The sequence below is a fragment of the Geobacter metallireducens GS-15 genome, assembly GCF_000012925.1.
Lineage (GTDB): Bacteria > Desulfobacterota > Desulfuromonadia > Geobacterales > Geobacteraceae > Geobacter > Geobacter metallireducens.
In genome coordinates this window covers 1,859,633-1,885,986 of the sequence record NC_007517.1, presented here as the reverse complement: position 1 = coordinate 1,885,986, position 26,354 = coordinate 1,859,633, and the positions used below count along the sequence as shown (strand labels likewise).

Genomic DNA, 26,354 nt, shown 5'->3' with positions numbered 1-26,354 from the left:
GACTTTCATGAAGCAACCATGAACTAAGGCAGATACCCCTCAGCCAGGGCGCGAAAAGCCGCAACCTCTGCCGCCTGCCAGGCCTCATCGCGCCCCAGTTCCGTCGCCATCAGGGCGGCAACCTCCGGGGCCGCCTCCATGGCGGCACGGGCATCGAGAATGAGTGCCCGGGTACGGCGGCTCAACACATCCTCAACACTCCGCGCCCATTCGTACCGCACCCCCCAGACCACCTCGGCCAGCCGGTACGGGAGCCGGGGATGGAGTTGCCGGCGCAGGGCCGGTTGCACGGCGCACAGCTCTTCCAGGGCAGCGGCTTCGGCGCCATACATCGCCCACTCCCCGTCAACACCCCCCTTGGCCAGCCACCCGTGGATGGGGAGGTCGGCCGTGCGCGACGGTCTCTCTGCCAGCCCCGCCATCCTGACAGCGCTGTTTACCGTATCCTCGGCCATCCTGCGGTAGGTGGTCCACTTGCCGCCGGTGATGGTGACCAGACCGGCGGTCGAAACCATAATGGTGTGATCACGGGAAAGGGCCGCTGTATTGACTGCTTCACCCCGCACCAGGGGGCGGAGCCCGGCGAAGACACTGAGGATGTCGGACGTGGCGGGATCCCGGGAGAGATACCGGGCCGCATGTTCCAGGAGGAACCCCACTTCAGCCGCCAGGGGACGGGGTTCGGCCGTGACCCGCTCCACCGGCGTGTCGGTGGTGCCGACGATCACCCGTTCGTGCCAGGGGACGGCGAAGAGCACCCTCCCGTCGTCGGTGTGGGGGACCATGATGGCGCTGTCGCCGGGGAGGAATTCCCGGGGCAGGACCAGATGCACCCCCTGGCTCGGAGCAATGACCGGCTGCGCGCCGGGGTCGTCCAGCTGGCGGATGGCGTCGCAGGAGGGCCCGGTGGCATTCACCACCACCCGCGCCTCGATCTCGTATTCGCGGCCGCTCTCCCGGTCCCGGGCCGCTACGCCGCGGACCAGGCCATCCCCCTTGAGGAGGCCTGCCACCTCCATGCGGTTCAGGGGAACTCCCCCCAGGTCCGCGCAGGTGCGGGCCAGGGCCACGGCAAGCCGGGCATCGTCGAACTGGCCGTCGTGGTAGATCACCCCGCCCCGCAACCCTGCCGGCTCCACGGTGGGGATGCGGCGCAGGGTCTCCTCCCGGGAGAGTATCTGCGACGGGCCGAGTCCCAGCTTTCCCGCCAACATGTCGTAGAGCTTCAGTCCGATGCCGTAGAAGGGACCTTCCCACCAGTCATAGAGCGGGACCACGAAGGAGAGGTTATGCACCAGGTGCGGGGCGTTGCGGATCAGGATTCCCCGCTCGTGGAGGGCCTCCAGTACCAGGGAGAGATTCCCCTGCTGCAGGTACCGGACCCCGCCGTGGATGAGCTTGGTGCTCCGGCTGGAGGTGCCGCTGCCGAAGTCGTCACGCTCCAGGAGGAGCGTCCGGTAGCCCCGGCTCGCCCCCTCAACGGCCACGCCGAGCCCGGTGGCGCCCCCGCCGATAACGAGGAGATCCCAGCACTTCTCCTCTTCAAGCTGTTGCAAGAGCCTCGTACGGGTCATGGCGCCGCCCACCCCCGGGCCCGCTCCACGGCCCGCCCCCACCTTCCCCGTAGCTCTGCCGCCTGCTCGCGGCCCATGGCCGGCTCGAAGATCCGGTCCACCTGCCAGTGGCCGGCAATCTCCTGACGGTCACGCCAGAGCCCCACCGCCAGTCCCGCCAGGTAGGCAGCCCCCAGGGCCGTGGTCTCGCTGATCCGGGGCCGCACCACCGGCACCCCGAGGAGGTCGGCCTGGAACTGCATCAGGAGCCCGTTGGCCGTTGCGCCTCCGTCGACCCGCAATTCGGCCAGGCTGATGCCGGCGTCGGCCTCCATGGCGGTGAGGAGGTCGGCGCTCTGGAAGGCGATGCTCTCCAGGGTGGCCCGGGCGATGTGTGCCGCGGTGGTGCCGCGGGTTATGCCGACGATGGTGCCCCGGGCGTAGGGATCCCAGTGGGGGGCGCCGAGTCCGGTGAAGGCGGGAACCAGGCAGACACCGCCGCTGTCCGGAACGCTGGCCGCAAGGGCCTCCACCTCGCCGGAGGAGCGGATGATGCCCAGGCCGTCCCGGAGCCACTGCACCGCAGCGCCGGCCACAAACACGCTCCCCTCAAGGGCGTATTCAGCCCGTCCGCCCAGTTGCCAGGCAACGGTGGTGAGCAGGTTGTGCCGGGACTCTATCGGCCGTGTTCCACAGTGCATCAGCAGGAAGCAGCCGGTGCCGTAGGTGTTCTTGGCCATCCCTGCCGTGCCGCAGGCCTGCCCGAAGAGGGCCGCCTGCTGGTCCCCGGCCATGCCGGCAAGGGGAATCGCCGCAGCAAAAATATCCCCGGCGGTCTCGCCGTAAACGGCGCCGGAATCCACCACCCGCGGCAGCACTGCCCGGGGTATCCCGAGGATCGCCAACAGCTCGTCGTCCCAATCCAGGGTAGTGATGTTGAAGAGGAGCGTCCGGGAGGCGTTGCTGGCGTCGGTGACATGGAGCTTTCCTCCCGACAGGTTCCAGGCCAGCCAGGAATCCACCGTGCCGAAGGCCAGCTCCCCCGCTTCGGCGCGGCTGCGGGCGCCAGGTATGGCCTCCAGCAGCCAGGCCAGCTTGGTGCCGGAAAAGTAGGCATCCAGTACCAGGCCGGTCTTCTGCCGGAACAGGGGTTCCAGGCCGTCGGCCTTGAGCCGGTCGCAGAGTTCCGCGGTGCGGCGGTCCTGCCAGACGATGGCGTTGTGGAGCGGCTCGCCGCTTCGTCGGTCCCAGAGGAGCGTTGTCTCGCGCTGGTTGGTGATGCCGATGGCCCGTACCTCCCGGGGAGAGATGCCGGCCCGGGTCAGGGCTTCGGCCGCCACGCCCACCTGGGTGGCCCAGATCTCCCGGCCGTCGTGTTCCACCCAGCCGGGCCGGGGAAATATCTGGCGGAACTCCCGCTGGGCAATGGCGCGGATCGTTGCGGTGGTGTCGAAGACAATGGCGCGGGAACTGGTAGTGCCCTGATCCAGGGCAAGGATATAACTCATGGCCACCTCGCGGAATAGTTGGCTGCTGTATCGCAATTGTCCCGTGAAGAGACGGGTTGCGCAAGAGGGACTCCGATTTTTACACCCTTTCTTTTCCACGCCTCCACCGGAGCGGTGCCGGAATTGCCAGGATTTACTGGACACCCTTCGGCTAGAGTGGGAAAATATCTGCCGCAATTTCAACACCTGAAAGGAGCGGTACCGATATGAGGAGAATATTCGTCGCCATGAGCCTTGTTACCGGACTTCTGACAACACCCTTCATGCCTGCCCGGCAGTCGGAAGCAGCCCTTGGTGAACCTGCGGCATCGGTGGCCGTTGACCGCAAGGCACTTTCCGCTACCCAGCGCGCCGCCACGACCCGCAAGGGTTATACGGTTCAGGAACTCGTAACCGGAGGTAACACCGTCCGTGAGTACATCGCGCCGTCGGGCATCGTGTTTGCTGTGGCCTGGAACGGGGTTTCCCACCCCGATCTCACGCTGCTGCTGGGGTCGTACCTCACCGAGTACAAGCAGGCTTTACGGCAGGCACCCCGACAGCGGGGGCAGCGGCGTTCTCAGGTAAAGGCCAACCAGGTCGTGGTCGAAAAGTGGGGACATATGCGCAACCTGCAGGGGCGAGCTTACGTGCCTGGCTTGGTCCCTGACGGAGTGACAATAAATGAAATCAAATAAAGCTGTTTCTTTAATCCTTCTCGTTGGACTTGTTGCCGGCTGTGGTGGTGGCGGCGGAGGAGGAGGGGGAGGCGGAGGAGGAGGAGGCGGAGATGGTGGTGGCAGTGGCGGTGGAACCAACACGGCGGCCAATGTGCTGGACATCACCGTCAATGACCCCTCATATCCCAACAAACCGACCGTCACCGTCACGATCTGTGAACCCGACACGGGAAAATGCCAGACCGTCGACAACGTGCTCCTGGACACCGGCAGTTATGGCCTGCGGATTTTCAAGCAGGCCGCACCCAATATTTCATTGCCACAGGTACTGGTCGGTTCCGCTCCCATCGCCGAGTGCATTCAATATCTGGATAACACCGGGACTTGGGGACCAGTAAGGATTGCCGATGTGAAGCTCGGCGGAGAAACCGCCGCCAATATCCCGATACAGATTATCGATGCCACATATTTCCAAGGCAACATCCCTAGCCAATGTCAATCACCGCAAGTAAAAGGATTAGATACAAACCCCGATGATGCCGGTTATAACGGGATTCTCGGCGTTGGTCTGTTTGTCGAGGATTGTGGAGACAGATGTGCCAGGAGCGACACTAACGACGTGTATTTCACCTGTAGCGGATCAAACTGCTCCTCGACCCCCGTTCCACTTGCCAGCCAAGTACAGAATCCAGTGGCCCATCTGGACCAAGACAACAACGGCGTTATCGTGCAAATGACGAGCATCCCCGCGGGAGGGTCCAGAACAGCCGGCGGGAAGCTCATCCTCGGAATTGACACCCAGACGAACAACGCCTCCTCCGGTACGACCCCATACTTCATCGATAATTCTGGCTATTATGCTGGATATTTCACAACTAAATTCAATGGTACGACCTTCGATACAAGTTTCATCGACAGCGGCTCGAATGGACTTTTTTTCAATGTTCCCACAAGTCTCTTGCCTGTCTGCTCGTCTCCCCACCAGGACTGGTACTGCCCACCAGTCTCCCTGTCGTCCCCATTGCAACTGGAGGCCATAAACTACGGCAACAACGCAACAGGGGGTCGTGTAACATTCTACATAGGCAATGCGACCAGTCTGTTCAGCACGTCAAATAGTGCCTTCGCTGAACTTGGCGGGCCGGGCTTTGGAAGCAGTTTCGACTGGGGCCTCCCCTTCTTCTATGGCCGTTCCGTCTTCGTGGGAATTGATAGAAGGAATTCCAGCCTGGGCACCGGTCCCTACTGGGCTTACTGAGTGAACCGGAACGAAACCGCCTTTGAACTCTGGCGCCAGGACGACAACGGCAACCGGTTTCTGGTCGGCACCTTCCCCAACCGCGCCGCCGCCGAGCGACAACTGACTGCCCTGACCCGCGTCCAGCACAAACAGATCTACTGGATTGCCGAGTGTCAAATCATGAAACCACAGGAGGCCCCATGCAGGTAATCGACGACAACCACTGCTTCATCTGCGGCAGCAATAACCCCATCGGACTTCACGCCGTTTTCACAACCGATCCGGAAAAGGGCCGGGCTGAAACCCGGGTCAGTATTCCGGAGCATTTCCAGGGGTGGCAGGGGATAGTCCACGGCGGCATCCTCTCGGCCCTTATGGACGAAATATGCGTCCAGGCCTGCATGGCCCGAGGACTCCAGGTGGTGACCAGTGAAATGCGCCTGCGCTATCGGAAACCGGTGCCCACCGGCAGCGAGGTAACCGTTATCGGCGAGATCGTTGGCGACCGGCGCCGGCTCATCGATGTGCGCGGGGTCATCGAACTGGACGGTCAGACCATGGCCGAGGCCGAGGTCATCATGTTCAAAACGGCAGGATGACTGGCAGTGCGAGCAATAGTGCCAACAGGTGTGATGAAGGGAAAGGAGGAGAGAGAATTCACTCGGATTGCGGAGCCTCCTCCTTGGGCAGGGACAGGACGGGCGGTACCTGATTAAGGCGATCTCCGCCATGTTTGGGACAGTATTCGGTGGGTTGGGTCCCCTCGACATAGAATTCGTCGCGCTTTTCCGGGCAGTCCGGCGTTGCCAGGTAACCGGTCGCCGGGTCGATGGAAACGGAGACAACCGTATCGGGTTTCGGAAAATCCGCAACCGGCTTTGATGCCAGAGCCGGCCCCATGAACCGTTGCCAGATTGGCGCCGCCACTGCCCCGCCGGTAAACCCTCTCCCCCCCGGCCGCGGCTTGTCGTATCCCACCCAGATGCCGGTCAGCACCTGGGGAGTGTAGCCGATGAACCAGGCATCGCGGTAATCGTCGGTGGTACCGGTCTTCCCGGCGGACGGTCGCTTCTGGCTGAAGGATTTGAGGGATTTTGCGGTGCCGTACACCATGACGTCCCTGAGCATCCGGGTGGTGACAAAGGCGGCCGCCGGCGAGAGGGCCGGCGCAACTGACGGAGCGTTTTCCGTCCAGGCGCGGCGATTCCTGTCATAGATACGCACGATTGTTCTCGGTTCGGACCTGAGCCCTCCGTTGGCCAAGGGGGTGTATGCTCTTACCAGGTCGCGCAAGGTAACGTCTTCCGTTCCGAGGGCCAGGGAAAGATCGTTGTTGGGACGCAGGGGAAGCCCTGCCTTGTGGGCAAAATCGACAAAGTACGGGACTCCGATCGTGTCCAGCAACTTGACCGCTATGATGTTGTTCGAGTACGCCAGGGCTCGCCGGAGCGACAGTTGGCCATACCGCTCCTTCCCGTAGTTCAGGGGCTTCCAGGTCTGATTGTATCCGCGATCGTAGGCAACCGGCGTATCATCCCAGACGCTGCCGGCGGTAATCCCCATTTCCAAGGCTGCGGCATAGATCAGCGGCTTGATGGCTGAGCCGGGTTGACGCCTGGCAAGGAAGGCGCGATCATAGGGGCTCTTCGTGAAGTCTACCCCACCGACGGCTGCCAGCACATCACCCGTTGCAGGATCCAGAGAAACCAATGCCCCCTGAAGCTCGGGGGAAATCCTTTTCACCCCTTCCTTCAAGGTCTTTTCGGCCAGTTTCTGCAGGTTCAAGTCCATGGCGGCAGTAACTTCCAGTCCCCCCCGTTCGATGATCTGAGGGCCGAAGCGCTCCACAAGCTCGTTCCGGATATGGGCCAGATAGTAGGGCGCCTGACTGCGCTGCACCGTTGTAATGGGGCGGGTTCTCAACTTCTGCTTCTGCCGCGCCGAAATCATCTTGAGGTCCAGCATGCGAGCAAGAACCACGTCCCTTCGTCTGCTGACATCGACCGCTTTCCCGAGGGGGTTGTACCGGCCCGGGTTCTTGGGCACTCCAGCCAGCAGGGCGCATTCGGCATCGGTCAACTGATCGGGGGTCTTGTCAAAATAGACCCGGGCCGCCTGGGCAATGCCCCACGCCCCATTGCCGTAGTAAATCTCGTTGAAATACATCTCAAGAATCTGCTTCTTGGTATAGATCTTCTCATACTCCATGGCCATCCGGGCTTCCTCAAGCTTCCGCTCGATGGTTTTCTCCCCGGAGAGATATCGGTTCTTGATCAGTTGCTGGGTTATGGTTGATCCCCCTTCCACCAGCTTGCCCTTGACCACATCCTTCACGAGCGCCCGGGCGATCCCGCGAATATCAATGCCTCCATGCTCAAAAAACCGTGCATCTTCCACAGCCACCACCGCCTTTTGCAGGAAAGCGGGGATGTGATCTATGGAGACCCAGTAGCGTTTCTCGGGGAGGATACGGCCCACAAACCGTCCGCTGCGGTCAAAAACCTTGACCGACGAATAGCCTGACGGCAGATAGGGATACTTGGCGATATTCCCCTGGGCTAGAGCCGATGAGACCAGAAGGAGAGCCGTGAACAGGCCGAATGAAGTCAAAAGAACCGTACGCTTGAAGGTAACGATCAAACAGGAAACCACGATGACAGTTCGCTCCGTAAAGAGACTGGGCGTTGCCGTAGTTCTGTCTATTAACGGGAGATTCGTCGATGGCGACAGAAGAGGCAACGATGGAAACTCCGTACGACGCTACATTCTTCCAGAAGATGTGTCAAGGGTGGCGGAGACAGGCTCACTGGTTTGTCGCAACGGGAACTTGTCGGACCATTCCGGCCCAACAGCTGCTGAACCGCTTGTTTTATATGGGAAAGACAACCAGTTTAAGCGTTGCTCAACAATGCTCGGATATGATAAGTAAGCATTGCTGAGCGGCCAGGGGAATAGACCTGGCGGCTTTACTTCACAAGCTGTGTGGAACCATGCGATGGAATTAATCAGGAGGATTTGTGGTCGAGAATAAGTCCGTTCGCATTTTGTATATGGAAGATGACGCTGGTTTAGCCAGGCTGTTGCAGAGAAAATTGCAGCGACAGTCCTTCTCGGTTGAAATCGCCAGAAACGGTGACGACGGCTTGGCTACGCTCGGGAAAGCACCCTTCGATGTCGTGCTGCTCGATTACAGCATGCCCTCATGCGATGGCATCGACGTCTTGCGGATCATGGCGGAGTGCAAAACCTCTCCTCCGGTGATCATGCTAACCGGCAGAGGGAATGAAAAAATCGCGGTTGAAGCATTGCAACTGGGGGCCAGCGACTACATCGTGAAAGATGTGGATATGGGTTATCTGGAACTTCTTCCCGTCGTCATCGATCAGGTTTTGCAGAAACAGCAGTTGATCCGGGAACGCGAGCAGATGCTCAAGGCCCTTCAGGAGAGCGAGGATCGATACAGAAGGCTCAGTGCCCAGCTTGAACGGATGGTTCTGGAACGCACCGAGGATCTGCAGACTTCCAACAGGGAACTGGAAGTTTTTTGTTATTCCGTGTCACATGATCTCTCGGCCCCACTCCGTACGATCAATGGCTTCAGCGAGGTTCTGCTCGAAGAGTATGGTGATCGACTGGATAATGCCGGCAGACGGTGTCTCTCGAAAATAGGCGCGGCCGCCACTCGAATGGTGCAGCTGATTGACGCGCTGCTCGACCTTTCAACAATGGCGACCGACGAACCACGCCTCGAACCCGTGAACTTGAGCGACCTCGCAGGGGAAATCGCACAGGAGCTGCACGACCTCGAGCAACAACACAAGGTTGACGTCAGGATAACCGGCGGCATGGAAGTGGAAGGTGATCCTGCCCTGCTTAGAGTTATGATGGAGAACCTGCTGGGGAATGCATGGAAGTTCAGTAGAACTCTGCCTGACGCCTGTATCGAGTTCGGAAAATCGTTTCAAAACGGGGAGATGGCATATTACGTGCGCGACAACGGAATCGGTTTTGACCTGGGTAATTCCGGCAAACTGATCGAGCTTTTCCAGAGGCTGCACCTCGGGGATGAATTCAAAGGCATCGGAATCGGGCTCGCAACAGTCCAACGCATTGTCGAACGCCACAATGGAAGAATTTGGGCTGAAAGTGAAGTCGGTAAAGGTGCGACGTTCTATTTCACCCTTTCACCCATAGCCAATTAAACAACTGATACGCTACAGCTCCACGCGCCTGGTCCTGCCTCAAATACCTCAAGCCTGTCATTGAGACTTTCCAAAACATTGGTTAGATAGGTTCGCTCCGTCAACGTTATCGTAATGCCGGTCCTGATTATCGTTTGCGGCAATGGCGCATCCAAGGGCGCAAAAGAGAATTCCCGCGAGGTACTATATGCTCCTGCTTTCCAAGTTGGCACCTGCCCTGATGATTTGCACGATCCCCTTCATAGGCTTGATCGACCCGTCGTGGGGATCGGAACACGAAGACCTGAACCTCAGTGAACTCGGTCTCGAAGACTTGATGAATATTCAGGTGACATCGGTATCGAAAAAGCAGCAGAAGCTATCCGATGCCGGTGCGGCTGTCTTCGTCGTCACCAGGGAAGATATCCGACGCTCCGGGGCTACCAGCATACCCGAAGTGCTCCGCATGGTGCCGGGCATTCAGGTGGCGCGTCTCGATGCGAACAAGTGGGCTGTCTCTGCACGGGGTTTCAATGATCGCTTCGCGGACAAGCTGCTGGTCCTGATGGATGGCCGGACCGTCTTTACCCCCCTCTTTTCCGGTGTGTACTGGGATGTCCAGGACACGATGCTCGAAGACATAGACCGCATCGAGGTGATTCGGGGGCCGGGAGCTGCCCTCTGGGGAGCCAATGCCTTCAATGGCGTCATCAACATCATTACCAAGCACGCCCAGGAAACCCAGGGAGGGCTTCTGAGCGCCGGTGCTGGAACGGAAGAAAGAGGGTTCGGCGGGGTGCGCTATGGCGGCCGTGTTGGTGACGATACCTATTACCGGTTGTACACGAAATATTTCAACAGGGATGGTGGCGTCGATGTCGCCGGCAACGAGGGGAATGACGACTGGAGTGTCCTGCGGGGAGGATTCCGTGTGGATTCGGACCTGACTGCACACGATTCGTTGACCGTCCAAGGTGACATGTACCATGGGAAAGAAGAAGAAACGTTCTCCGTACCTCTCGTGGTACCGCCCTATTCCCGAACCTTCAACTCGGATACCGATATCGCCGGGGGGAATGTCCTGTCCCGCTGGACGCGCAAGTTTTCCGATACTGCCGACATGGCGCTGCAGCTTTACTATGACCGGACTGAACGTGACATGGCAATCCTTGGTGAAACCCGGGACACCATTGATGTCGACTTCCAGAACCGGTTCAGGTGGGGCTCCCGGCAAGAAATCATGTGGGGATTAGGCTACCGTTTCAGCCATGAAAGCATCACCAACCGAATCCCGATCTCCTTTGTCCCCGACAAGCGTAGTGACAATCTTTACAGCCTTTTCGTACAGGACGACATAGCGCTCATTGAAGAGAAACTCCGGCTGGTTCTGGGATCACGGTTTGAGCATAACGACTTTACCGGTCTTGAGATCCAGCCCAATGCCCGTCTTATCTGGACGCCTGACTATCGCCAGACTGTCTGGGCTGCTGTTTCACGCGCCGTGAGGACACCTTCCAGCGCCGAGGAACATTTTCGAAATGATATTTCCGTTTATCCTCCTGGAACTGTCAACCAGACACTCCCCGTACTCTTTTCCGGCTTCGGTTCCAGGGACTTCAAGAGTGAAGACGTGATTGCCTACGAGCTCGGTTATCGCGTTGCCCCAGCTGAACACTTTTCAGTTGATATCGCTACATTTTACGACAATTTCTCGCGTCTTCGCACGCTTGAGTTCGGTACACCCTATCTTGAAGTCTCCCCGTCACCACATCTCGTTCTGCCTGGGATAACCGCAAATAAGATGCATGGTGAATCCTATGGAATTGAAGTGGCCGCAGACTGGTTGGCGCTTGAATGGTGGCGTTTGCAAGCCGCATACAGTTTCCTGGAGATGCAGATGCGCCTTGATCCTGACAGCAACTCACTGTTTTATCTTGGTTTTACCCAAGGGACGAGCCCGCGGCATCAGGGTTCACTTCGCTCTTCCATGGAGTTAGGCAGAAGCGTCGAACTGGATGTCTGGGTACGGTATGTGGATAAACTGCCAGAATTCGATATTAACCGCTATGTAACGCTTGATGCCCGTCTGGCATGGAAACCAACGAGAAACCTGGAGTTTTCACTCGTTGGCAGGAACCTTGCCGACAGTCACCATCCCGAATTCAATTCGGCGATCATTGCCACCGCCCCCACCGAGGTGGAGCGCAGCTATTACGGGAAAATCACCTGGCGCTATTAGTCGGCAGCAACGCTGCCACATCGAAGTCAACCAAGACAACGGATATCTAGAAAAGACCCTGTGATCAAGAGAGCTGTCACAATACTCATCATACTGGCGTGGTGCATACTGAGTCTGCCCACCGTTCAGGCAGAGGAGCGCCTTCCCAGCGAGTACCAGGTCAAGCTGGCGTTTCTCCTCAATTTCGCCCGGTTCGTCGAGTGGCCCAAGGACGCGTTTGCCGATGCCACTTCACCGATCGTCCTGGGGATTCTCGGCGACGATCCTTTTGGCACCTCCCTCGCTTCGATCAGGGGCAAGACCATTCATGGAAGGAAGGTCCTCATCAACAAATTCAAGGATGTCGACGACATACGAGACTGTCATATCCTCTTCGTCAGCAGTTCGGAAAAAAACCATCTGTCGCGTATCATCCCCTTCCTCAGGCAAGCGAAGATCCTTTCGGTCGGCGACATGAGGAAGTTTGCCCAGAAAGGCGGGGTGATAAATTTCGTCGTTGAAAACGATAAAGTCGGCTTTGAAATCAATGTGGATGCCGGGAAACGCGCAGGCCTGCAGATAAGCTCCAAACTCCTGAGCCTGGCGCGAATCGTTCGCGATTCGCAATAGAGTGTCGGTATGCGGATATTTCGACAAGCGACGATAAAGCGGAAAATGATGCTGATCAGCATGGCGACGACCGGCGTAGCACTGCTCATATCCGGGGTTGTCCTGATATTCAATGAGATGGTTTCATACCGCCGCTCCCTGGTGAACAGCTTGACGGTTCAGGCACGGATCACCGGCAGCAACAGTACGGCGGCACTGAGCTTTAACAATCCGAGGGTGGCACATGAAATGTTGGGGGCTCTGAGCGCTGCGCCCAATATCGTCCAAGCGACAATTCATACCCGCGAGGGTGAGGTATTTGCCCGTTACCTGCGAACCGGGGAGAGAGTCAAACCGATCTCCCCTCCCCCGAAGAACGGCTACTCTATTGCTGCCAACAGCATTGTTGTGGTCGAGCCCATCATCCTCGACCAGGAGCCGATCGGCACCATACTGATCGAATCGGATCTCAGAGAACTGCATGGACGCTTGGGGTGGTATACAGCGATCATGGTCATCGTCTTCTCGGGATCGCTCTGGGTTGCCTTCCTCCTGTTGTCAAGGATGCAACGGGCTGTCACCAGCCCCATCCTTGATCTGGTACAGGTTATGGGTACCGTTTCCCGCGAGGGTGACTATTCCGTGCGGGCCTCGGCATGGAATGATGACGAACTCGGCTCCCTGGCGCAAGGGTTCAACGAGATGCTGGTCCAGATTCAGAGCAGGGATAACGAGTTGGAGTTGCATCGCAGACATCTTGAGCAAACAGTGGCAAGCCGTACGGCGGAACTCGCGGACGCCAACGAACAGCTGCAGCGTGAGCTTGTGGAGCGCCAGCGCGCTGAAGAGCAGCTGCAACGTTATTCCGGGGAACTGCGGGACATCAACGATGAGCTTAAAAGCTTTGCCTATATGGTCTCGCACGATCTTCGGGCACCGCTCATCAACATTAAAGGGTTTGCTTCCGAGCTCGATCTGGCGCTGAAGGACGCGTTCCCCCTTCTTGAGCAATCTCTTACCACGCTGAGCGGAAAAGAACGTGAGCAGGTCAGGTTCGCCTTGCAGCAGGATGCACCAGAGGCGCTCGGATTCATCAGCTCTTCGGTCAACCGGATGGATGCGCTCATCAACGCGGTGTTGCAACTCTCCTATATAGGGCGGCGAGAAATCAGGCTCGAAACAGTCTGCGTCACGACGATCGTCAATTCAATCCTGCAATCGTTGCGACACCAGCTTGAGCAGCGCAGCGTCACGGTCACGGTCGGCGAGCTTCCGGAAATCATCATAGACAAGATGGCGCTTGAGCAGATCATTGGCAACCTGCTGGACAATGCGGTCAAGTACCTGGCACCGGAACGCCCCGGACGCATCGAAGTCAACGCCTACGAAGAAGCGGATGGAACGACTCTCCGCATCAGCGACAACGGACGCGGAATAGCACCGGGGGATATGGGAAAAGTGTTTGAGCTGTTCCGTCGGGGAAACTGCCCGGATACCGTGGGCGAAGGGATGGGCCTCGCCTACGTGAAGACCCTTGTGCGTCGCTTCGGGGGACGGATCGAGTGCGAATCAATACCGGGAGTGGGGACAACCTTTAGTGTCTTTATCCCAATACAATCATATTCAGGGAAGGAGTATCAGTAAGCTCTCCGGCGCGCCTCCTTTCTTGACATAAGGGGTATTGTTGCTAGGGTTTATTATCGTCATTCTCAGACATGCGTGAAACAGCATTACTGCCGACTGTCACTGCCGAACGACCGCCGAAAGGTGCTACCGAAACCTCGATTCCAGCAGTGAACGGACCAAGGATGGGCTCGTACGGCAATGTTTGTTCAAAGACGTACCACCTTCAACAAAAGCCGGCGTCAATGCGTAGTGCTGGCAGCCGTATTCATCCTCTCTGGTTGCATCAAGGTGGGGCCGGATTTTCACCGGCCAGATGTCGCGGTTCCATCTGACTGGACGGAGGCAGGAGAAAACCAGGGGGAAACCGGCCCCGCGGATTATCGCAGTTGGTGGCGGGTATTCAACGACCCGATCCTCGACCGCCTTATTGACCTCGCTTACCGTGAGAACCTCACCCTCAGGATCGCCGGAGCGCGAGTGCTCGAAGCCAGGGCGCTGCTCGGCATAGTGGTCGGAGAGTATTTCCCGCAGACCCAGCAGGGCTTTGGCTCGGTTCACTACAACAGGACAAGCCGGGGGTCTGTGCAGACCGGCACCCAACAATCTTCCGCCAGCCAAAGCAGTGCGTCGCTCGGAGGTGGCTCCGGGTTATCGTTCTGGCAATCGCAGATCGGGTTGACGGCCAGTTGGGAACTCGATTTCTGGGGCAAGTACAGGCGGGCCATCGAATCGGCCGATGCAAGCTGGCTTGCCTCTGTGGCCGACTACGACAATGCACTTGTGGCTCTTACGGCGGATGTCGCCAATTCCTACATAACCATCAGGACCCTGGAAACGCGGCTCGACATTGCCCGCCGGAACACGCAAACCCAGAGAGAGAACCTGAACATCGCCGAAGCCCGGTTCAAGTACGGCACAGCAACGCAGCTGGATCTGGATCAGGCAGAAACTTCGCTCAATACCACCCTTGCCACGACCCCCTCCCTGGAAGCGCAACTCCGGCAGACAAAACACGGCCTCAGCGTCCTGTTGGGAATGGCGCCGGGCGATCTGTCCGGCTATCTGAATGGTCCTGCCACTATCCCCGTCTCTCCCCCCCAGGTTGTGTTCGGCATCCCGGCCGACCTGCTACGCCGCCGGCCCGATATCCGCGCCGCGGAACACCGTGCAGCGGCCCAGAGCGCCCAGATCGGCGTGGCAAAGGCTGACCTCTATCCCGCTTTCTCCCTCTCCGGCACGTTTGGTTTCCTCTCAACCGATATCGGCGGTGCCAGCCTGAGCGACATGTTCAACTGGAGCAGCCGTTTCATACAGGCAGGCCCTTCGTTCCAGTGGAACATCCTCAATTACGGCCGGATTTCGAACAATGTCCGGCTCCAGGATGCGCGGCTCCAGGAACTGCTCATCACCTACCAGAACATGGTGCTCACCGCGCAGCAGGAGGTTGAGGACAACCTGGTGGCCTTCCTGCGGGCCCGCGACCGGGCCGAATTCCTGGCGCGGAGCACAGCCGCTGCGGCGAGATCTCTCAATCTCGCGGTCCTCCAGTATCAGCAGGGGATCAAGGACTTCACCACGGTACTTATCGCGCAGCAGTCCCTCTTGAATGAGCAGGACAGCCTGGCCACAACCATGGGCAGCATCGCGAGCAGTCTGGTTGGTGTGTACCGGGCACTGGGGGGCGGTTGGGAGATACGGGAAGGAAAAGAACTGGTTCCCCCTGAGATCAGAAAAGAAATGGAACAGCGAACCGATTGGGGAAAGCTCCTTGCCCCGGCGTCATACAATCCGCCCGCCCCCCCGGAGCACAAGCCAGGAGTCCGGGGGCCGGACTGGTGACCGTTTTGCCGCGGCATCATGAATAGATCAGTACTGAACGGAGACATTCGATAGTCTGATGCGGACCAGGGAGGCAATGCGGCTATGTTTCGCGGAATGAAAACCACTTTCCAACCCTTACATTGCCTTGTGCTCTGGGTCCTGCCACTTCTCGCCCTTCTTCAGGCCGGATGCAAGAAGCCCCCGCCGCCCCCTCCCCCGCCCCCGAAGGTGACCGTTTCTCACCCCCTGAAACGTGAAGTTACCGATTACCTGGAACTGACCGGCAACACCCAGGCCGTCAACTCTGTGCAGTTGGTCGCTCGTGTTCCCGGGTATCTTGAGAAGGTCTTTTTCCGGGACGGGCAGATGGTCACCAATGGGCAACCGCTCTTTCAGCTACAGCGGAACACCTATGAGGCCGCCCTCCGCCAGGCCGAAGGCCAGGTCATGGCGCTGAAATCGCAGCTTGAGTACGCCGAAGGTCAACTGATCCGCTACTCCAACCTGTTGCCCCATAAGGCCGCTACCCAGACTGACGTGGACAACTGGAGATACCAGCGGGACTCCGCCAGGGCTAACCTGAAAGCCGCGGAGGCGAATCGGGACCTCGCAAGGCTCAATCTTGGCTACACCCTGGTCTCGGCCCCCTTTAGCGGACGGATAGATCGGAGACAGCAGGATCCGGGAAATCTGGTGGGCTCTGAAACGAACAACACCGTTCTTGCCCAACTCATCCAGATCGACCCCATTTACGTGTATTTCACGGTCAGCGACCTGGACCTGGCCCGGTTGCTCAAGACAAACCGTCTTCCCGGCGTTGCCAAAACAGAAAAACGCCCGGTTTTTATCGCCCTTGCACAGGAAGAGGGTTATTCGCACAAGGGTTATGTCGATTTTGCCGCCACAAGCCTCACCCCTACCACCGGAACGCTGCTGTTACGGGGCGTCTTCCGGAATCCGTCAGGAAGGATACTCCCCGGATTGTACGCGAAGGTCCGTCTCCCGCTGGAGAGAAGGGTCGCTCTCCTGACTCCCGACACGGCAATAAGAAGCGACCAGCAGGGGTCGTACGTGCTGACCGTGAACGGCAAAAATACGGTGGAGCGGCGCGCCGTCAAGACAGGCCACCAGGAGGATTCCCTGCGCGTGATCGAACAAGGCCTTGACGGAAGCGAATGGGTCATCGTCAAAGGACAGCTGAAAGCCCCCTCTGGAAGCCGTGTAACCCCCGTACGGGAGGATGCGGAGCCTGCGTCTGCCCCTTCCCGCACCACCGCGGGACCGAAGGTCAAGCCGTGATTTCCCAGTTCTTCATCGAACGTCCCATCTTCGCCAACGTCATCGCGCTGGTCACGGTCATCATCGGGCTGATCTTCCTGAATCGCCTGCCAGTGGCCCAGTACCCCCAGATCGTGCCCCCGACCATACAGGTGACCGCGCGCTACCCCGGCGCAAGCGCGGAGGTTGTCGCGGCGACCATCGGAGTACCTATCGAACAGGCGGTGAACGGCGTGGAAGGCTCCATCTACATGTCGTCCACCAGCGGGAGTGACGGCTCCTATAACCTGACCATCACCTTCGATGTCGGAACCGACCTCAATACCTCCCTGGCTCTTGTCCAGAACCTGGTAAACACCTCCCTGGCCCAACTTCCGGGCGGGGCGCAGCAGCAGGGAGTCACCGTAAAAAAAGTCTCGCCCAACATCCTGCTGGTGGCCAGCCTCTATGCGGACGATGAGAGATTCGAGGAGATCTTCCTCTCCAACTATGCCGTCATAAACCTGCAAAACCCGCTGGCCAGGCTCCCCGGCGTCGGCCAGGTGCGGGTATTCGGCGCTGGTCCCTACAGCATGAGGGTCTGGCTCGACGCCAAGAGACTCCAGAGCTTCGACCTCACCACAAGCGACATTCTGACCGCCATCCAGAGACAGAACGTCCAGGTGGTGGCGGGACAGCTCGGGGCCCCGCCGGTTCCGGCGAGCCAGAGTTTCCAGTTCACCGTTACCACCCTTGGCCGGCTCTCTGATGTGGGGCAGTTCGAAGATATCGTCGTCAAGACCGCAACCGGCCCGGCTCCGCAGGTGGTGCGGCTGCGAGACGTGGCACGGGTGGATCTGAGCCAGCAGAACTTCAGCAATTACGCCCGGTTCACCGGCCACAAATCAGCCCAGATCGTGGTTTTCGCCCTTCCGGACGCCAACGCCATCGATGTGGCCGACAGCGTTTACAAGGCCCTGGACGGGATGAGCAAGAAATTCCCCGACGGGATGAAATACGCCATCCGCTACGACACCACCAAGTTTGTCAGGGAGGCGATCTCCAGCGTCTACGACACACTCTTCATAGCCGCATTCCTGGTGCTCTTCGTCATCCTCCTGTTCCTGCAGAACATCAGGGCGATGCTGGTTCCGGCCACCACTGTGCCGGTCACCATCATTGGCGCCTTTATCGCCATGGCCGGACTCGGTTTCACGATCAACCTGATGACCCTGTTCGCGCTGGTGCTGGTCATCGGGATCGTGGTGGACGACGCCATCGTTATCGTGGAGAGCAGTTCATACTATATCGAAAAGGGGCTTGCCCCGAAGGAGGCCACCATCAAGGCGATGCGGGAACTGACCGGGCCGGTGATGGGGATTACCCTTGCCCTGGTCGCGGTCTTCCTTCCGGCGGCCTTCTTCCCGGGAATCACCGGGCAGATATTCCGCCAGTTCGCCCTGGTAATCGCCTCAACGGCCGTGATCAGCGCCATCAACGCACTTACCCTGAAGCCGGTCCAGTGCGCCTTGTGGCTGAGGCCGCGCGGGGAAAAGCGGCCTAACTGGTTCTACCGGGGATTCAACCGGGCGTTCCAGTCCTTCACCAATGTCTACATTGGGATCGTCGCCCGGATGGTGAAACGGCCGGTCCTGTTCGTTGTCATTTTCGCCATCATCGTCACAACCTCTTTCCTGGTATTCATAAATCGCCCCCTCGGCTTTCTCCCCACCGAGGACCAGGGTTACGGCGTCCTGGTGTCCCGCATCCCCGAAGGGGCCTCACAGCCCAGGTCGGAGAAGGTGGCGGTGCAGATCAACGAGATTCTCAAAAAGACCTCCGGTGTCGACTTCTGGGTCCACATCGGCGGGTTGTCGATCCTGGATGGTGCCAACGTCTCAAACATGTCCACCACCTTCGTCGTTTACAAAGACTGGAGCGAGCGGGGCTCCGCCCTGAACCAGGACAGGATCATAGCGAGCATCAATCGCCAGCTTGCCGAGATCCAGGAGGCACAGGCGTTTGTGGTCATCCCTCCGCCGATCCGGGGCCTCGGTCAGACTGGCGGTTTCCAGATGATGGTGGAGGATCGGGGGAGCGTCGGTCTTGAACGGCTCAAGGATGCCGCTGACGAGCTGATGCGGAGCGGCAACTCACAGCCTAACCTGAAGGGCCTCGCCTCCACCTTCAGCCTAAGCAGCCCCCAATTGTACCTGGATATCGACAGGACCAAGGCGGAGGCCCTCCTGGTGCCCCTGTCGAATGTCTTCGAGACCCTCCAGGCATACCTCGGTTCCTCGTTCGTGAACCTCTTCAACAAATACAACCAGGTCTTCCAGGTCTATATTCAGGCCGACAGCCCTTACCGCATCAGGCCCGAGGACATAGGAAAACTCTATGTGCGCAACCAACGGGGGGAGATGGTTCCCCTCGGCGCCCTGATTAATGTCAGGCAGACCCAGGGCCCCGAACTGATAACCCGGTACAACCTCTACCCGGCCGCCGCCATTTTCGGCTCTGCCGCCCCCGGCTTCAGCTCCGGTCAGGCCCTGACTCTGATGGAGAGGATGGCCGCCGAAAAGCTCCCTGAGGGGATTGACTTCGATTGGACCTCCACCAGCTTCCAGGAAAAGAAGGTGGGCAAACAAGCCTACTTCATCTACGCCCTCTCCGTCATCCTGGTCTACATGGTCCTGGCGGCCCTGTACGAAAGCTGGACTTCGCCCGCAGCGATCATTCTCGTGGTCCCGATAGCGCTGGTCGGAGTCCTTCTGGCCCTCATCATCCGGGGCTACGACAACAACCTCTATACCCAGGTGGGGCTGGTGCTGATGATTGCACTGGCGAGCAAAAACGCCATCCTTATCGTGGAATTCGCCCGCGACCTCCACCACGGAGGGATGTCCATAGCCGAGGCCGCCATCGAGGCAACCCGCCGCCGGTTCCGTCCGATCGTCATGACCTCGTTCGCGTTCATCCTGGGAGTCGTTCCGCTTGTGGTCGCGTTCGGAGCGGGTTCGGCGGGCCAACGTGCCATCGGCTCTGTCGTCTTCGGGGGCATGATCTCCTCCACCCTTCTCGCCATCCCGTTCGTTCCGGTGTTCTATGTGGTCCTGGAACGTATGAGTGAATGGGTGGGCAATTGGCGTTCGAAGAGGACCCTGCGTCGATAATTCGCTGACCACTATCGCTGATCCGCGATTACTTGATCCGACTCCGTCCGATGATCAGACACCCGGCGAGTGCGGCGACAGCGGCCATCACCAGATTGACCACGAGAAACGCCCTGCTGGTGCCGCCATGTTCCAGTTTTCCCCATAAGATACCGGCAAGAACGCTTCCCAACGCCTGACCGCTCACTCTGGCTATGGACAGAAGGCCAGAGGCGACCGTGTTCGTCCCCTCGGGAGCCTGTGACAAAACGGCCGCGTTGTTGGCAGCCTGGAACAGTGCCCTCCCGATGCCGATCCCCATCAAGCCGATGATAACGGAGCCGCTGAGCCCCTGGCCCAGGGAAGCAGCCATCAGCACGGCACTCCCAAGCCAGCTTACCCGGTCATACCCTCTACTGTCGGACATCTTGCCGCACGATGGACCGGCGACCATGAGCATGACGGGCGGAACCAGCATGAACAGCCCCACCTTGGCGGGAGACATCCCTCCCGCTTCCAGATAAAAGGGCCAGATGAGGTTGGTGCCGAAGGAGTGGATGAAAAAGCAGACAGTGGAGGTCAGTGCCAAGATGAAACGGGGAGCACGGATAATCCGTCGCAGTCCCTCGACAAGGCCGACACCCATAAGTTCGGTCAAACGGCTCGACAACAACAACGCCAGCAAGCCGAACGGAAGGTTTATGTAGAAGATGGAACGCCAACCCAACCATTCAACCAGGAAGCCCCCGAGGGGCGGGCCGATCAGGGTACCCGCGGCCACCGAGCCGGAAACCATGCCCAACGCCCATCCCCGGTGCTCCCTGAAGGTGGCGGCAGTCATCCCCGGGACAAGACCGACAATGCCGGCACCGGCAATTCCCTGGAGAAAACGGAGTACAAGCAGCGTCTGAAGGTTTGGAGAAAAGGCAAGGAATTGGGAGATGACGGCGAACGCAGCCAGGGACACGCGGTAGACCCTGACTGTCCCGACCCGTCCGGCAATGCTGGAGAGGGGAAGAAACGCAAGGGCAGAACCGACCAGATAGAGCGAAATTGCCCCCTGGACGGCGCTGGCATCGGTTCCAAAATGGGCGGCGAGGGTCGGCAGAGCCAGGTTGAGTGCGCTGGAATCGACCGTTGAAAGGATGACCCCTATCAGGAGCGCGGCCAGGCGAAGGTCCATGCGAGGTGGTGCGGTTTCAGTCATCACTCACTTTATCGTTTCGCCAAAGTCCATGGTACATCAACTCAGATTCCGGTCATTTTATTCACGACCTTCTTGACAAGCCTTCCTTCTACTGCAGAGACATAGTTCCTGAAATGGTCGCTGTTCATGTGCTGCTCCAGGGAGGCCATGCTTTCCCAGTTCTCATAAAATATGAACACCCCAGGATCTTCGTTGTCCTGATGGAGTCTGTACTCCATGCACCCTCTCTCTCGCCGCGTCGGGTCGACCAGCTTGAGAAGCTCGGCTTTTACCGGTTCGATGAACTCCTTTTTCACGACAACCTTTGCAACAACGGTTACTGCCATGTTTCCCTCCATTTGTGAAATTCATTGCTGGCACCAGGGTCGCAGGTGCCAGCGCTCTCTCAAAAATCCGCCTAAGTGAACTGATGAGAATAAATGACATCTCCAGGCTGCCGCTCAACCTCGACACTCTTTGCCTGGTAATCGTAGGTATAGGTCAGATAACAGTTCACCCGCGGGTCATTCAGGATATTCGGGGTGAACGCCACCACGTTCGTTCCAGCACACCGCGCCGAGGGAGCCAGCAGCCCGGGATGCCCTTCTTTGTGCAATCGTTCAGCGATCTGCTGCGTGAAGCTGTAATCATCGGAAACAAGATCCGGGTATCGCTTTTCCTTCCCGACCAGATCTATCAGAACAGCGCGGGCGCGGACCAGGTAGACAGCCCTTTCCCGCACCAATCGCCCCGTTACCCCTTCAACCATCGATTCCTCTCTCATCATATGGAAGACGGTTTCATGGATGCTGGTCTCCAATTGCAGGGAACCATACCACACGCCGAACGTCCCGTTCCCATAGCGCGAAAGTAAAAATGGCTCTTTGGTGAACGGGTAGTCAATGGCTGTCGTGTAGTGAAAACCCCTATCGATCAGGCCGATGGGAATTAATTCTTTAACTCTTGCTTCAGCAACGGTCGCATACTGACTCTGGCCCGCCTCGTCGGTGAGATCGTCAAAGAGATCGAGCGATTCACGCAATGAGACGATATTCCGGAATACGTCCCCCTGGAAATCATTGGTTCTTACGAACAGGGCCTTCACTAGAGCCCTCGGTAATAATCGAGATATCGCGCCACCCTGGCGAGCCCGATAATTCCCTGTTCCTTCATAACCGCCAGAGGGGTGAGATTGTTGAATGCCGTGTTGCGTCGATTCACCCAGGAATAACGGATTTCGGGATTGTATGGATAGAGCAGCCGCAGCGATTTGTGAATTGACAGAAGATAACCGACCCGGTCAAGGGAGTCGCGCCCTTCAGGTAAAGCCTCACCTTTTGCATACTTCGCGAGAAGACCGCGGCTCTTCGGGCTGAGGCCCAGCAATTCCAGTTGGTCGGCAGTCGACAGCCCCCAATGGGTAAAGAGCTTGATGATCATTTTGGCCAAGGCGCCGCGTGCTTCCGTGCTGTGCAGGTCAATTTCCGACGGTCGAATCTGAGTCAGCAGCATTGTGAGCACCTCCCTTCATGCTCAATACTACACCAAAAATGTGCAATACACAACAAACCGCTTTCCCTTACCCACCATAATCGCCCCGTCCCTGTGCGTTGGATCATGGATAGGAGTCCGGCCCCTGTTCACTCCTGAAACTGTTCCAGTGCCGCAGCAAGTTCGACAATCTTTTTCACGACCAGCTCTTCCAGCCGTTTCCCCTTTTCGGCGGTGGCTTTGGCGGGATCGCCCCAGACGCCGTTCGGCCAGTATTTCCTCTTGTTCCGGACTAGGATGCCCGTGGGGAACGAGGGGAATTCCCGCTCTCCCCTTCCCTGCACCAGATGCGGATGGGTGTGCAGAATCCGCGACGTCTCGATCTCGCCGGCATGGGCGTCCCCTTCCGTCTCGATGATCCCTTTCCCTTCCCGGCTGGCAAGCTCGTATTCGGTGACGACCGCAATCCTGATGTCGGGAATCTCCGGCAGAAGCTCCTCGCCGGCGTCCTGAAGGGCCATGCGGTGGGAGCCCCCTGCATGGCCGGTAAGAATGATGAAATTCCTCATCCCCTGCGCGTAGAGCGAGCGAACGATGTCTTTCATGAGGCACTTGAGGGTTGCGGTGGTGATGGAGATGGTGCCGGGGTGGCATGAGGTGGAGCGGCAAGAGCCGTAGTGAATGGGCGGGGCCACGAAGAGCGAAATCTGCAGGGCTGCCTTCTTCCCCACCTCGTAGGCCTGGATGGTGTCGGTGGAAAGCGGCAGATGGCAACCATGCTCTTCAACGGACCCGAAGGGGACGAAAACCGTCCTGGTCCGCTTCAGCCCCTCCTCGAATTCGACCATGGTCATTGTTTCGACGATCACGTTGCTCCCGTCCTCCCTTACAGCTGGGCCATGAACTTGTGGGTCTGGGGGATGATGCGAACTTCATCCAGGTGGCGGCAGGCAATCTCCTGGAATTCCAGCGCCCTGACGGGGTTAATGCCAACTCTCCCCCCCGGTTCGGTGACGGGCTGGAGGATCAGGGGAATATGGCTGTTTATGGCGGCAATCAGTTCACTGGCGCGGATAATTTCCCATTCCTCCGTTTCATCCCCTACGATAATTTTTACAAAGACATTCTTTCTGGCGGCAATTTGAAGAAAACTCCGGTGGTCGTCCCACAGGCCGGTGCATCCCGAGGTGGAAGGGATCTTGATGTCCATGCCGATGATATCGATATGGTCTATGAGAAGCCCAAGGACCGAGTGCATGATGCCGTTGGTTTCCAGATAGACGGGAAGGATATTTCTCAGTTCCGGGAGCCAGGCCGAAAGAACGGTGTGACTGAGAAGCGGTTCCCCGCCGGTAATGCTGATTGAATGGTGGACCCCCGGCCATCCCCGCTGCCATCCGTCGATGAGTGAGACGATACGATCCAGGGCCACGGGGTTGGCGGTGGGGACAAAGTCGCGCCGGCCGGGAGTCTGCTCCACAAGGCAGGGCTCGGCGGTTATTTCAGTGGGGGTGTCGCAATAGTCGCAGGTGAGATTACAGCCACGAAAACGGACGAAAACCTGCCGCAGCCCTATCAGCATCCCCTCTCCCTGGACAGAGGAAAAAACTTCGGCCAGCTCTGCGGTCGGCTTACTCATAGTAGGTGGCGGCAGCGTTGTCCGACTCCCAGACGGTGATGCTCTCGACCTTGACATTGCCGTCATTGAGCCGCTTGGAAAGCTCCTCGTAGAGAAAGCGGGAAATGTTCTCGGAAGACGGGGAAATTTCCCGGAACGGGGTCAACTCGTTGAGGTATTTATGATCGAGGGTGCGCAGGATTGCGTTCGTCTCCTGCTTGAGGATTTTAAAATCGATCCCGAGGCCGGCCTTGTCAAGCTCCCGGGCCGTCACGGTCACTTCCACCTTCCAGTTGTGCCCGTGGAGGTTCTCGCAGTCTCCCTGGTAGTTGATGAGACAATGGGCAGCGGCAAAAGATGTGTGAATCGCCAATTTGTACATTGGTTGCTCCCCTGATCAATGATTTCATTAGCAGCTTTTTTAGCGAGGCGATAGTACCATGGGAGGTGCCAAAATGCAAAATATCTCCCTGTTGGCGAGACCTTTCTGTTTACTTGGGTAAGTATGTATGGTTAAATTTCGCATTGATTTGCATGCCGGGAGGTCAACATGAACAGCGAACCCCTTGAAGGGCAAATGGCCCTCTTTGAAACCCCTGCGGAACCGGAAAAGAAGAAGCCCGCTCCGAAGAAGGCTGCCAGAGGAAAAGATTCGGAAACGCCCAAGAAAAAGGAAGTAAAAAAAGTCGTTGCCCGGGAACAAGCCGCAACGAGGAAACCGAGCCAGAAAGCGCGAGGTAAGAGCAAAGGAACGGCCAAGGCCCGTTCTACATCGGGACTGGTGCCCGAGGGGGATGTGCGCCTCACGGCGAATATCCGCGAGGATCTCCACCTGAAGCTGAAGATTGCCGCGGCACACAAACGGACAACCATCGGTGAACTTATCGAGATGCTGGTTGCAAAGCATCTGAAATGACGGATACTAGTGACCAAAGACGCTTCAGGGAGGAGTGACCATGAATACCAAGGAACAGCTTGATCTCTTTTTCCAGTCAAAGGCCTTTGGCGTTGTCGGCGCTTCGGCGGACCGACACAAGTACGGCAACAAGGTGTTGCGCGTTTACCAGCAGAAGAACCTGCGGGTTATCCCGGTCAATCCAAAGGAGCAGGAAATCGAGGGAACGGCGTGCGTTCCGAACGTAACGGGTCTTCCGGATGACGTGGAGAGCATCTCGGTGATTACCCCTCCCCCGGTGACCGAGCAGGTGGTTGAGATGGCGGCCCGCAAGGGGATCAAGAACATCTGGATGCAACCGGGCGCTGAAAGCGATGCCGCCGTGGAGGCATGCCGCAGACACGGAATCAGCGTCATTGCCGACGGGACCTGCATCCTGGTCGTTCTCGGCTATCACGACCATTGAGCCTGGAAAGCCACATCAGGGAAATGTATACCTCCGGGGGACTCACCCCGGAGGCTGCCACCCTCTTCCGACAGATTGTTTATGGCCACTACCGGCGCCACGGGCGCACCCTTCCGTGGCGTGAAACCAGTGACCCCTACGCCATCCTCGTTTCCGAGATAATGCTTCAGCAAACCCAGGTCGACAGGGTGACAGGTAAGTATATGTCATTCCTTTCGGCGTTCCCCGATTTCAGGGCCCTTGCCGCAGCCCCACTTGACGCGGTTCTTGCCGCCTGGCAAGGGCTCGGCTACAACCGGCGCGCCCTCAATCTGAAGCGGTGCTCCGAAGCAGTCGTAACAGAATATGGCGGCACCCTTCCCTCCACCATCGCGGAACTGGAAAAGCTCCCCGGCATAGGACACTACACAGCACGAGCCGTGGCTGCCTTTGCCTTCTCCGTGCCTTCCGCATTCATCGAAACCAACATCAGAACCGTTTTCATCCATCACTTCTTCAATGATTCCGAAAAGGTCCATGACCGCGAGATCGCACCCCTGGTCGAAGGGGCTCTCGATTATGGCAATCCCCGGGAATGGTATTATGCCCTCATGGACTACGGTGCCCACCTCAAGAGGCTCCACGGCAATCCTTCACGGCGCAGTGCCCATCACGCAACCCAGAGCCCCTTCAAGGGATCCAATCGGGAACTACGGAGCCTGATACTTAAGGCAATACTGGACAGACCAGGCATAACGCTTGAAGAAATTACGTCTTTTCTGAACAAGCCCCAGGATGCGGTGCTGAGCAACCTGAAGCAGATGGAAGCAGAAGGGTTTATCGCGAAGAGGAAGGGACGACTCTTTATCGCTTGACGCCGGCGCCAGGAGTTCAG

General features: G+C 58.4%; 24 protein-coding genes. 14 read left to right on the top strand and 10 right to left on the bottom strand.

The genetic code is table 11. From position 1 onward, the window contains the following. Positions 1–23 precede the first annotated feature (23 nt). Both GMET_RS08440 and glpK read right to left on the bottom strand, forming a co-directional pair. A complete protein-coding gene (locus GMET_RS08440) occupies positions 24–1,574 on the bottom strand; it encodes a glycerol-3-phosphate dehydrogenase/oxidase (protein WP_004511387.1) in 1,551 nt (516 codons plus the stop codon). Continuing rightward, a complete protein-coding gene (gene glpK, locus GMET_RS08435; RefSeq protein ID WP_004511388.1) occupies positions 1,571–3,061 on the bottom strand; it encodes a glycerol kinase GlpK in 1,491 nt (496 codons plus the stop codon). The genes GMET_RS08440 and glpK overlap by 4 nt, the downstream gene beginning before the upstream one ends. 206 nt (positions 3,062–3,267) lie before the next feature. On the opposite strand from glpK, the gene GMET_RS08430 reads away from it, so the two are divergent. From GMET_RS08430 to GMET_RS08415, 4 genes are read left to right on the top strand one after another with little or no spacing between them, the layout of a single operon-like run. Next, positions 3,268–3,738, top strand: a complete 471-nt coding sequence (locus GMET_RS08430) for a DUF2844 domain-containing protein (protein ID WP_004511389.1) — start codon at positions 3,268–3,270, stop codon at positions 3,736–3,738. Then, positions 3,725–4,978 carry a DUF3443 domain-containing protein gene (locus tag GMET_RS08425; RefSeq protein WP_004511390.1) on the top strand — a complete coding sequence of 418 codons (1,254 nt, stop codon included), beginning with the start codon at positions 3,725–3,727 and terminating at the stop codon, positions 4,976–4,978. The genes GMET_RS08430 and GMET_RS08425 overlap by 14 nt, the downstream gene beginning before the upstream one ends. Further along, entirely contained in the window at positions 4,979–5,170 is a 192-nt protein-coding gene (locus tag GMET_RS08420) for a hypothetical protein (protein ID WP_011365858.1), read from the top strand. Next, on the top strand, positions 5,161–5,559 hold the full coding sequence (locus GMET_RS08415; RefSeq protein WP_004511391.1) for a PaaI family thioesterase: 399 nt from the start codon (positions 5,161–5,163) through the stop codon (positions 5,557–5,559). Before GMET_RS08420 ends, GMET_RS08415 begins: the two co-directional genes overlap by 10 nt. A gap of 58 nt (positions 5,560–5,617) precedes the next feature. On the opposite strand, the gene GMET_RS08410 is transcribed toward GMET_RS08415, so the two are convergent. Then, on the bottom strand, positions 5,618–7,570 hold the full coding sequence (locus GMET_RS08410) for a transglycosylase domain-containing protein (protein ID WP_035468434.1): 1,953 nt from the start codon (positions 7,568–7,570) through the stop codon (positions 5,618–5,620). A 407-nt stretch (positions 7,571–7,977) separates the two neighbouring features. Here GMET_RS08410 and GMET_RS08400 point away from each other — a divergent pair, with 407 nt between their 5' ends. The 7 genes from GMET_RS08400 to GMET_RS08370 all read left to right on the top strand — a co-directional run bounded on the left by GMET_RS08400 (position 7,978) and on the right by GMET_RS08370 (position 19,845). Continuing rightward, on the top strand, positions 7,978–9,162 hold the full coding sequence (locus GMET_RS08400; RefSeq protein ID WP_004511393.1) for a sensor histidine kinase: 1,185 nt from the start codon (positions 7,978–7,980) through the stop codon (positions 9,160–9,162). A 187-nt stretch (positions 9,163–9,349) separates the two neighbouring features. Beyond that, a complete protein-coding gene (locus tag GMET_RS08395; protein ID WP_004511394.1) occupies positions 9,350–11,380 on the top strand; it encodes a TonB-dependent receptor plug domain-containing protein in 2,031 nt (676 codons plus the stop codon). Between the two features lie 60 nt (positions 11,381–11,440). Continuing rightward, complete coding sequence (locus GMET_RS08390) at positions 11,441–11,989, top strand: YfiR family protein (protein ID WP_004511395.1); 549 nt, start codon at positions 11,441–11,443, stop codon at positions 11,987–11,989. Positions 11,990–12,034: 45 nt separating this feature from the next. Further along, a complete protein-coding gene (locus GMET_RS08385) occupies positions 12,035–13,612 on the top strand; it encodes an ATP-binding protein (RefSeq protein WP_187148473.1) in 1,578 nt (525 codons plus the stop codon). Between the two features lie 231 nt (positions 13,613–13,843). Then, positions 13,844–15,433 carry an efflux transporter outer membrane subunit gene (locus GMET_RS08380; RefSeq protein ID WP_238379003.1) on the top strand — a complete coding sequence of 530 codons (1,590 nt, stop codon included), beginning with the start codon at positions 13,844–13,846 and terminating at the stop codon, positions 15,431–15,433. 210 nt (positions 15,434–15,643) lie between these two features. Continuing rightward, positions 15,644–16,714, top strand: a complete 1,071-nt coding sequence (locus GMET_RS08375) for an efflux RND transporter periplasmic adaptor subunit (RefSeq protein ID WP_238379002.1) — start codon at positions 15,644–15,646, stop codon at positions 16,712–16,714. Next, a complete protein-coding gene (locus tag GMET_RS08370) occupies positions 16,711–19,845 on the top strand; it encodes an efflux RND transporter permease subunit (RefSeq protein WP_004511399.1) in 3,135 nt (1,044 codons plus the stop codon). The genes GMET_RS08375 and GMET_RS08370 overlap by 4 nt, the downstream gene beginning before the upstream one ends. 28 nt (positions 19,846–19,873) lie before the next feature. Here GMET_RS08370 and GMET_RS08365 read toward each other — a convergent pair whose 3' ends face one another. From GMET_RS08365 to queD, 7 genes are all read right to left on the bottom strand, one after another. Next, complete coding sequence (locus GMET_RS08365; RefSeq protein WP_011365855.1) at positions 19,874–21,031, bottom strand: MFS transporter; 1,158 nt, start codon at positions 21,029–21,031, stop codon at positions 19,874–19,876. A gap of 41 nt (positions 21,032–21,072) precedes the next feature. Next, positions 21,073–21,357: a putative quinol monooxygenase gene (locus GMET_RS08360; RefSeq protein ID WP_004511401.1), complete on the bottom strand. Its 285-nt coding sequence runs from the start codon at positions 21,355–21,357 to the stop codon at positions 21,073–21,075. Positions 21,358–21,428: 71 nt separating this feature from the next. Continuing rightward, a complete protein-coding gene (locus GMET_RS08355; RefSeq protein ID WP_004511402.1) occupies positions 21,429–22,115 on the bottom strand; it encodes an RES family NAD+ phosphorylase in 687 nt (228 codons plus the stop codon). Then, the gene (locus tag GMET_RS08350) at positions 22,115–22,522 is read right to left on the bottom strand and encodes an MbcA/ParS/Xre antitoxin family protein (RefSeq protein ID WP_004511403.1); all 408 of its coding nucleotides are present in this window, start codon (positions 22,520–22,522) and stop codon (positions 22,115–22,117) included. The genes GMET_RS08355 and GMET_RS08350 overlap by 1 nt, the downstream gene beginning before the upstream one ends. A 128-nt stretch (positions 22,523–22,650) precedes the next feature. Then, positions 22,651–23,370: a creatininase family protein gene (locus GMET_RS08345; RefSeq protein ID WP_004511404.1), complete on the bottom strand. Its 720-nt coding sequence runs from the start codon at positions 23,368–23,370 to the stop codon at positions 22,651–22,653. 17 nt (positions 23,371–23,387) lie between these two features. Next, complete coding sequence (locus GMET_RS08340) at positions 23,388–24,140, bottom strand: 7-carboxy-7-deazaguanine synthase QueE (protein WP_011365854.1); 753 nt, start codon at positions 24,138–24,140, stop codon at positions 23,388–23,390. Next, entirely contained in the window at positions 24,133–24,501 is a 369-nt protein-coding gene (gene queD, locus GMET_RS08335; RefSeq protein WP_004511406.1) for a 6-carboxytetrahydropterin synthase QueD, read from the bottom strand. Before queD ends, GMET_RS08340 begins: the two co-directional genes overlap by 8 nt. Positions 24,502–24,669: 168 nt before the next feature. On the opposite strand from queD, the gene GMET_RS08330 reads away from it, so the two are divergent. The 3 genes from GMET_RS08330 to GMET_RS08320 are packed head-to-tail and all read left to right on the top strand — an operon-like array spanning position 24,670 to position 26,334. Continuing rightward, complete coding sequence (locus tag GMET_RS08330) at positions 24,670–25,035, top strand: hypothetical protein (RefSeq protein ID WP_004511407.1); 366 nt, start codon at positions 24,670–24,672, stop codon at positions 25,033–25,035. A gap of 40 nt (positions 25,036–25,075) precedes the next feature. Then, the gene (locus GMET_RS08325; protein WP_004511408.1) at positions 25,076–25,480 is read left to right on the top strand and encodes a CoA-binding protein; all 405 of its coding nucleotides are present in this window, start codon (positions 25,076–25,078) and stop codon (positions 25,478–25,480) included. A gap of 23 nt (positions 25,481–25,503) precedes the next feature. Further along, the gene (locus GMET_RS08320; RefSeq protein WP_238379001.1) at positions 25,504–26,334 is read left to right on the top strand and encodes a winged helix-turn-helix transcriptional regulator; all 831 of its coding nucleotides are present in this window, start codon (positions 25,504–25,506) and stop codon (positions 26,332–26,334) included. The last annotated feature ends 20 nt before the right edge of the window (positions 26,335–26,354 follow it).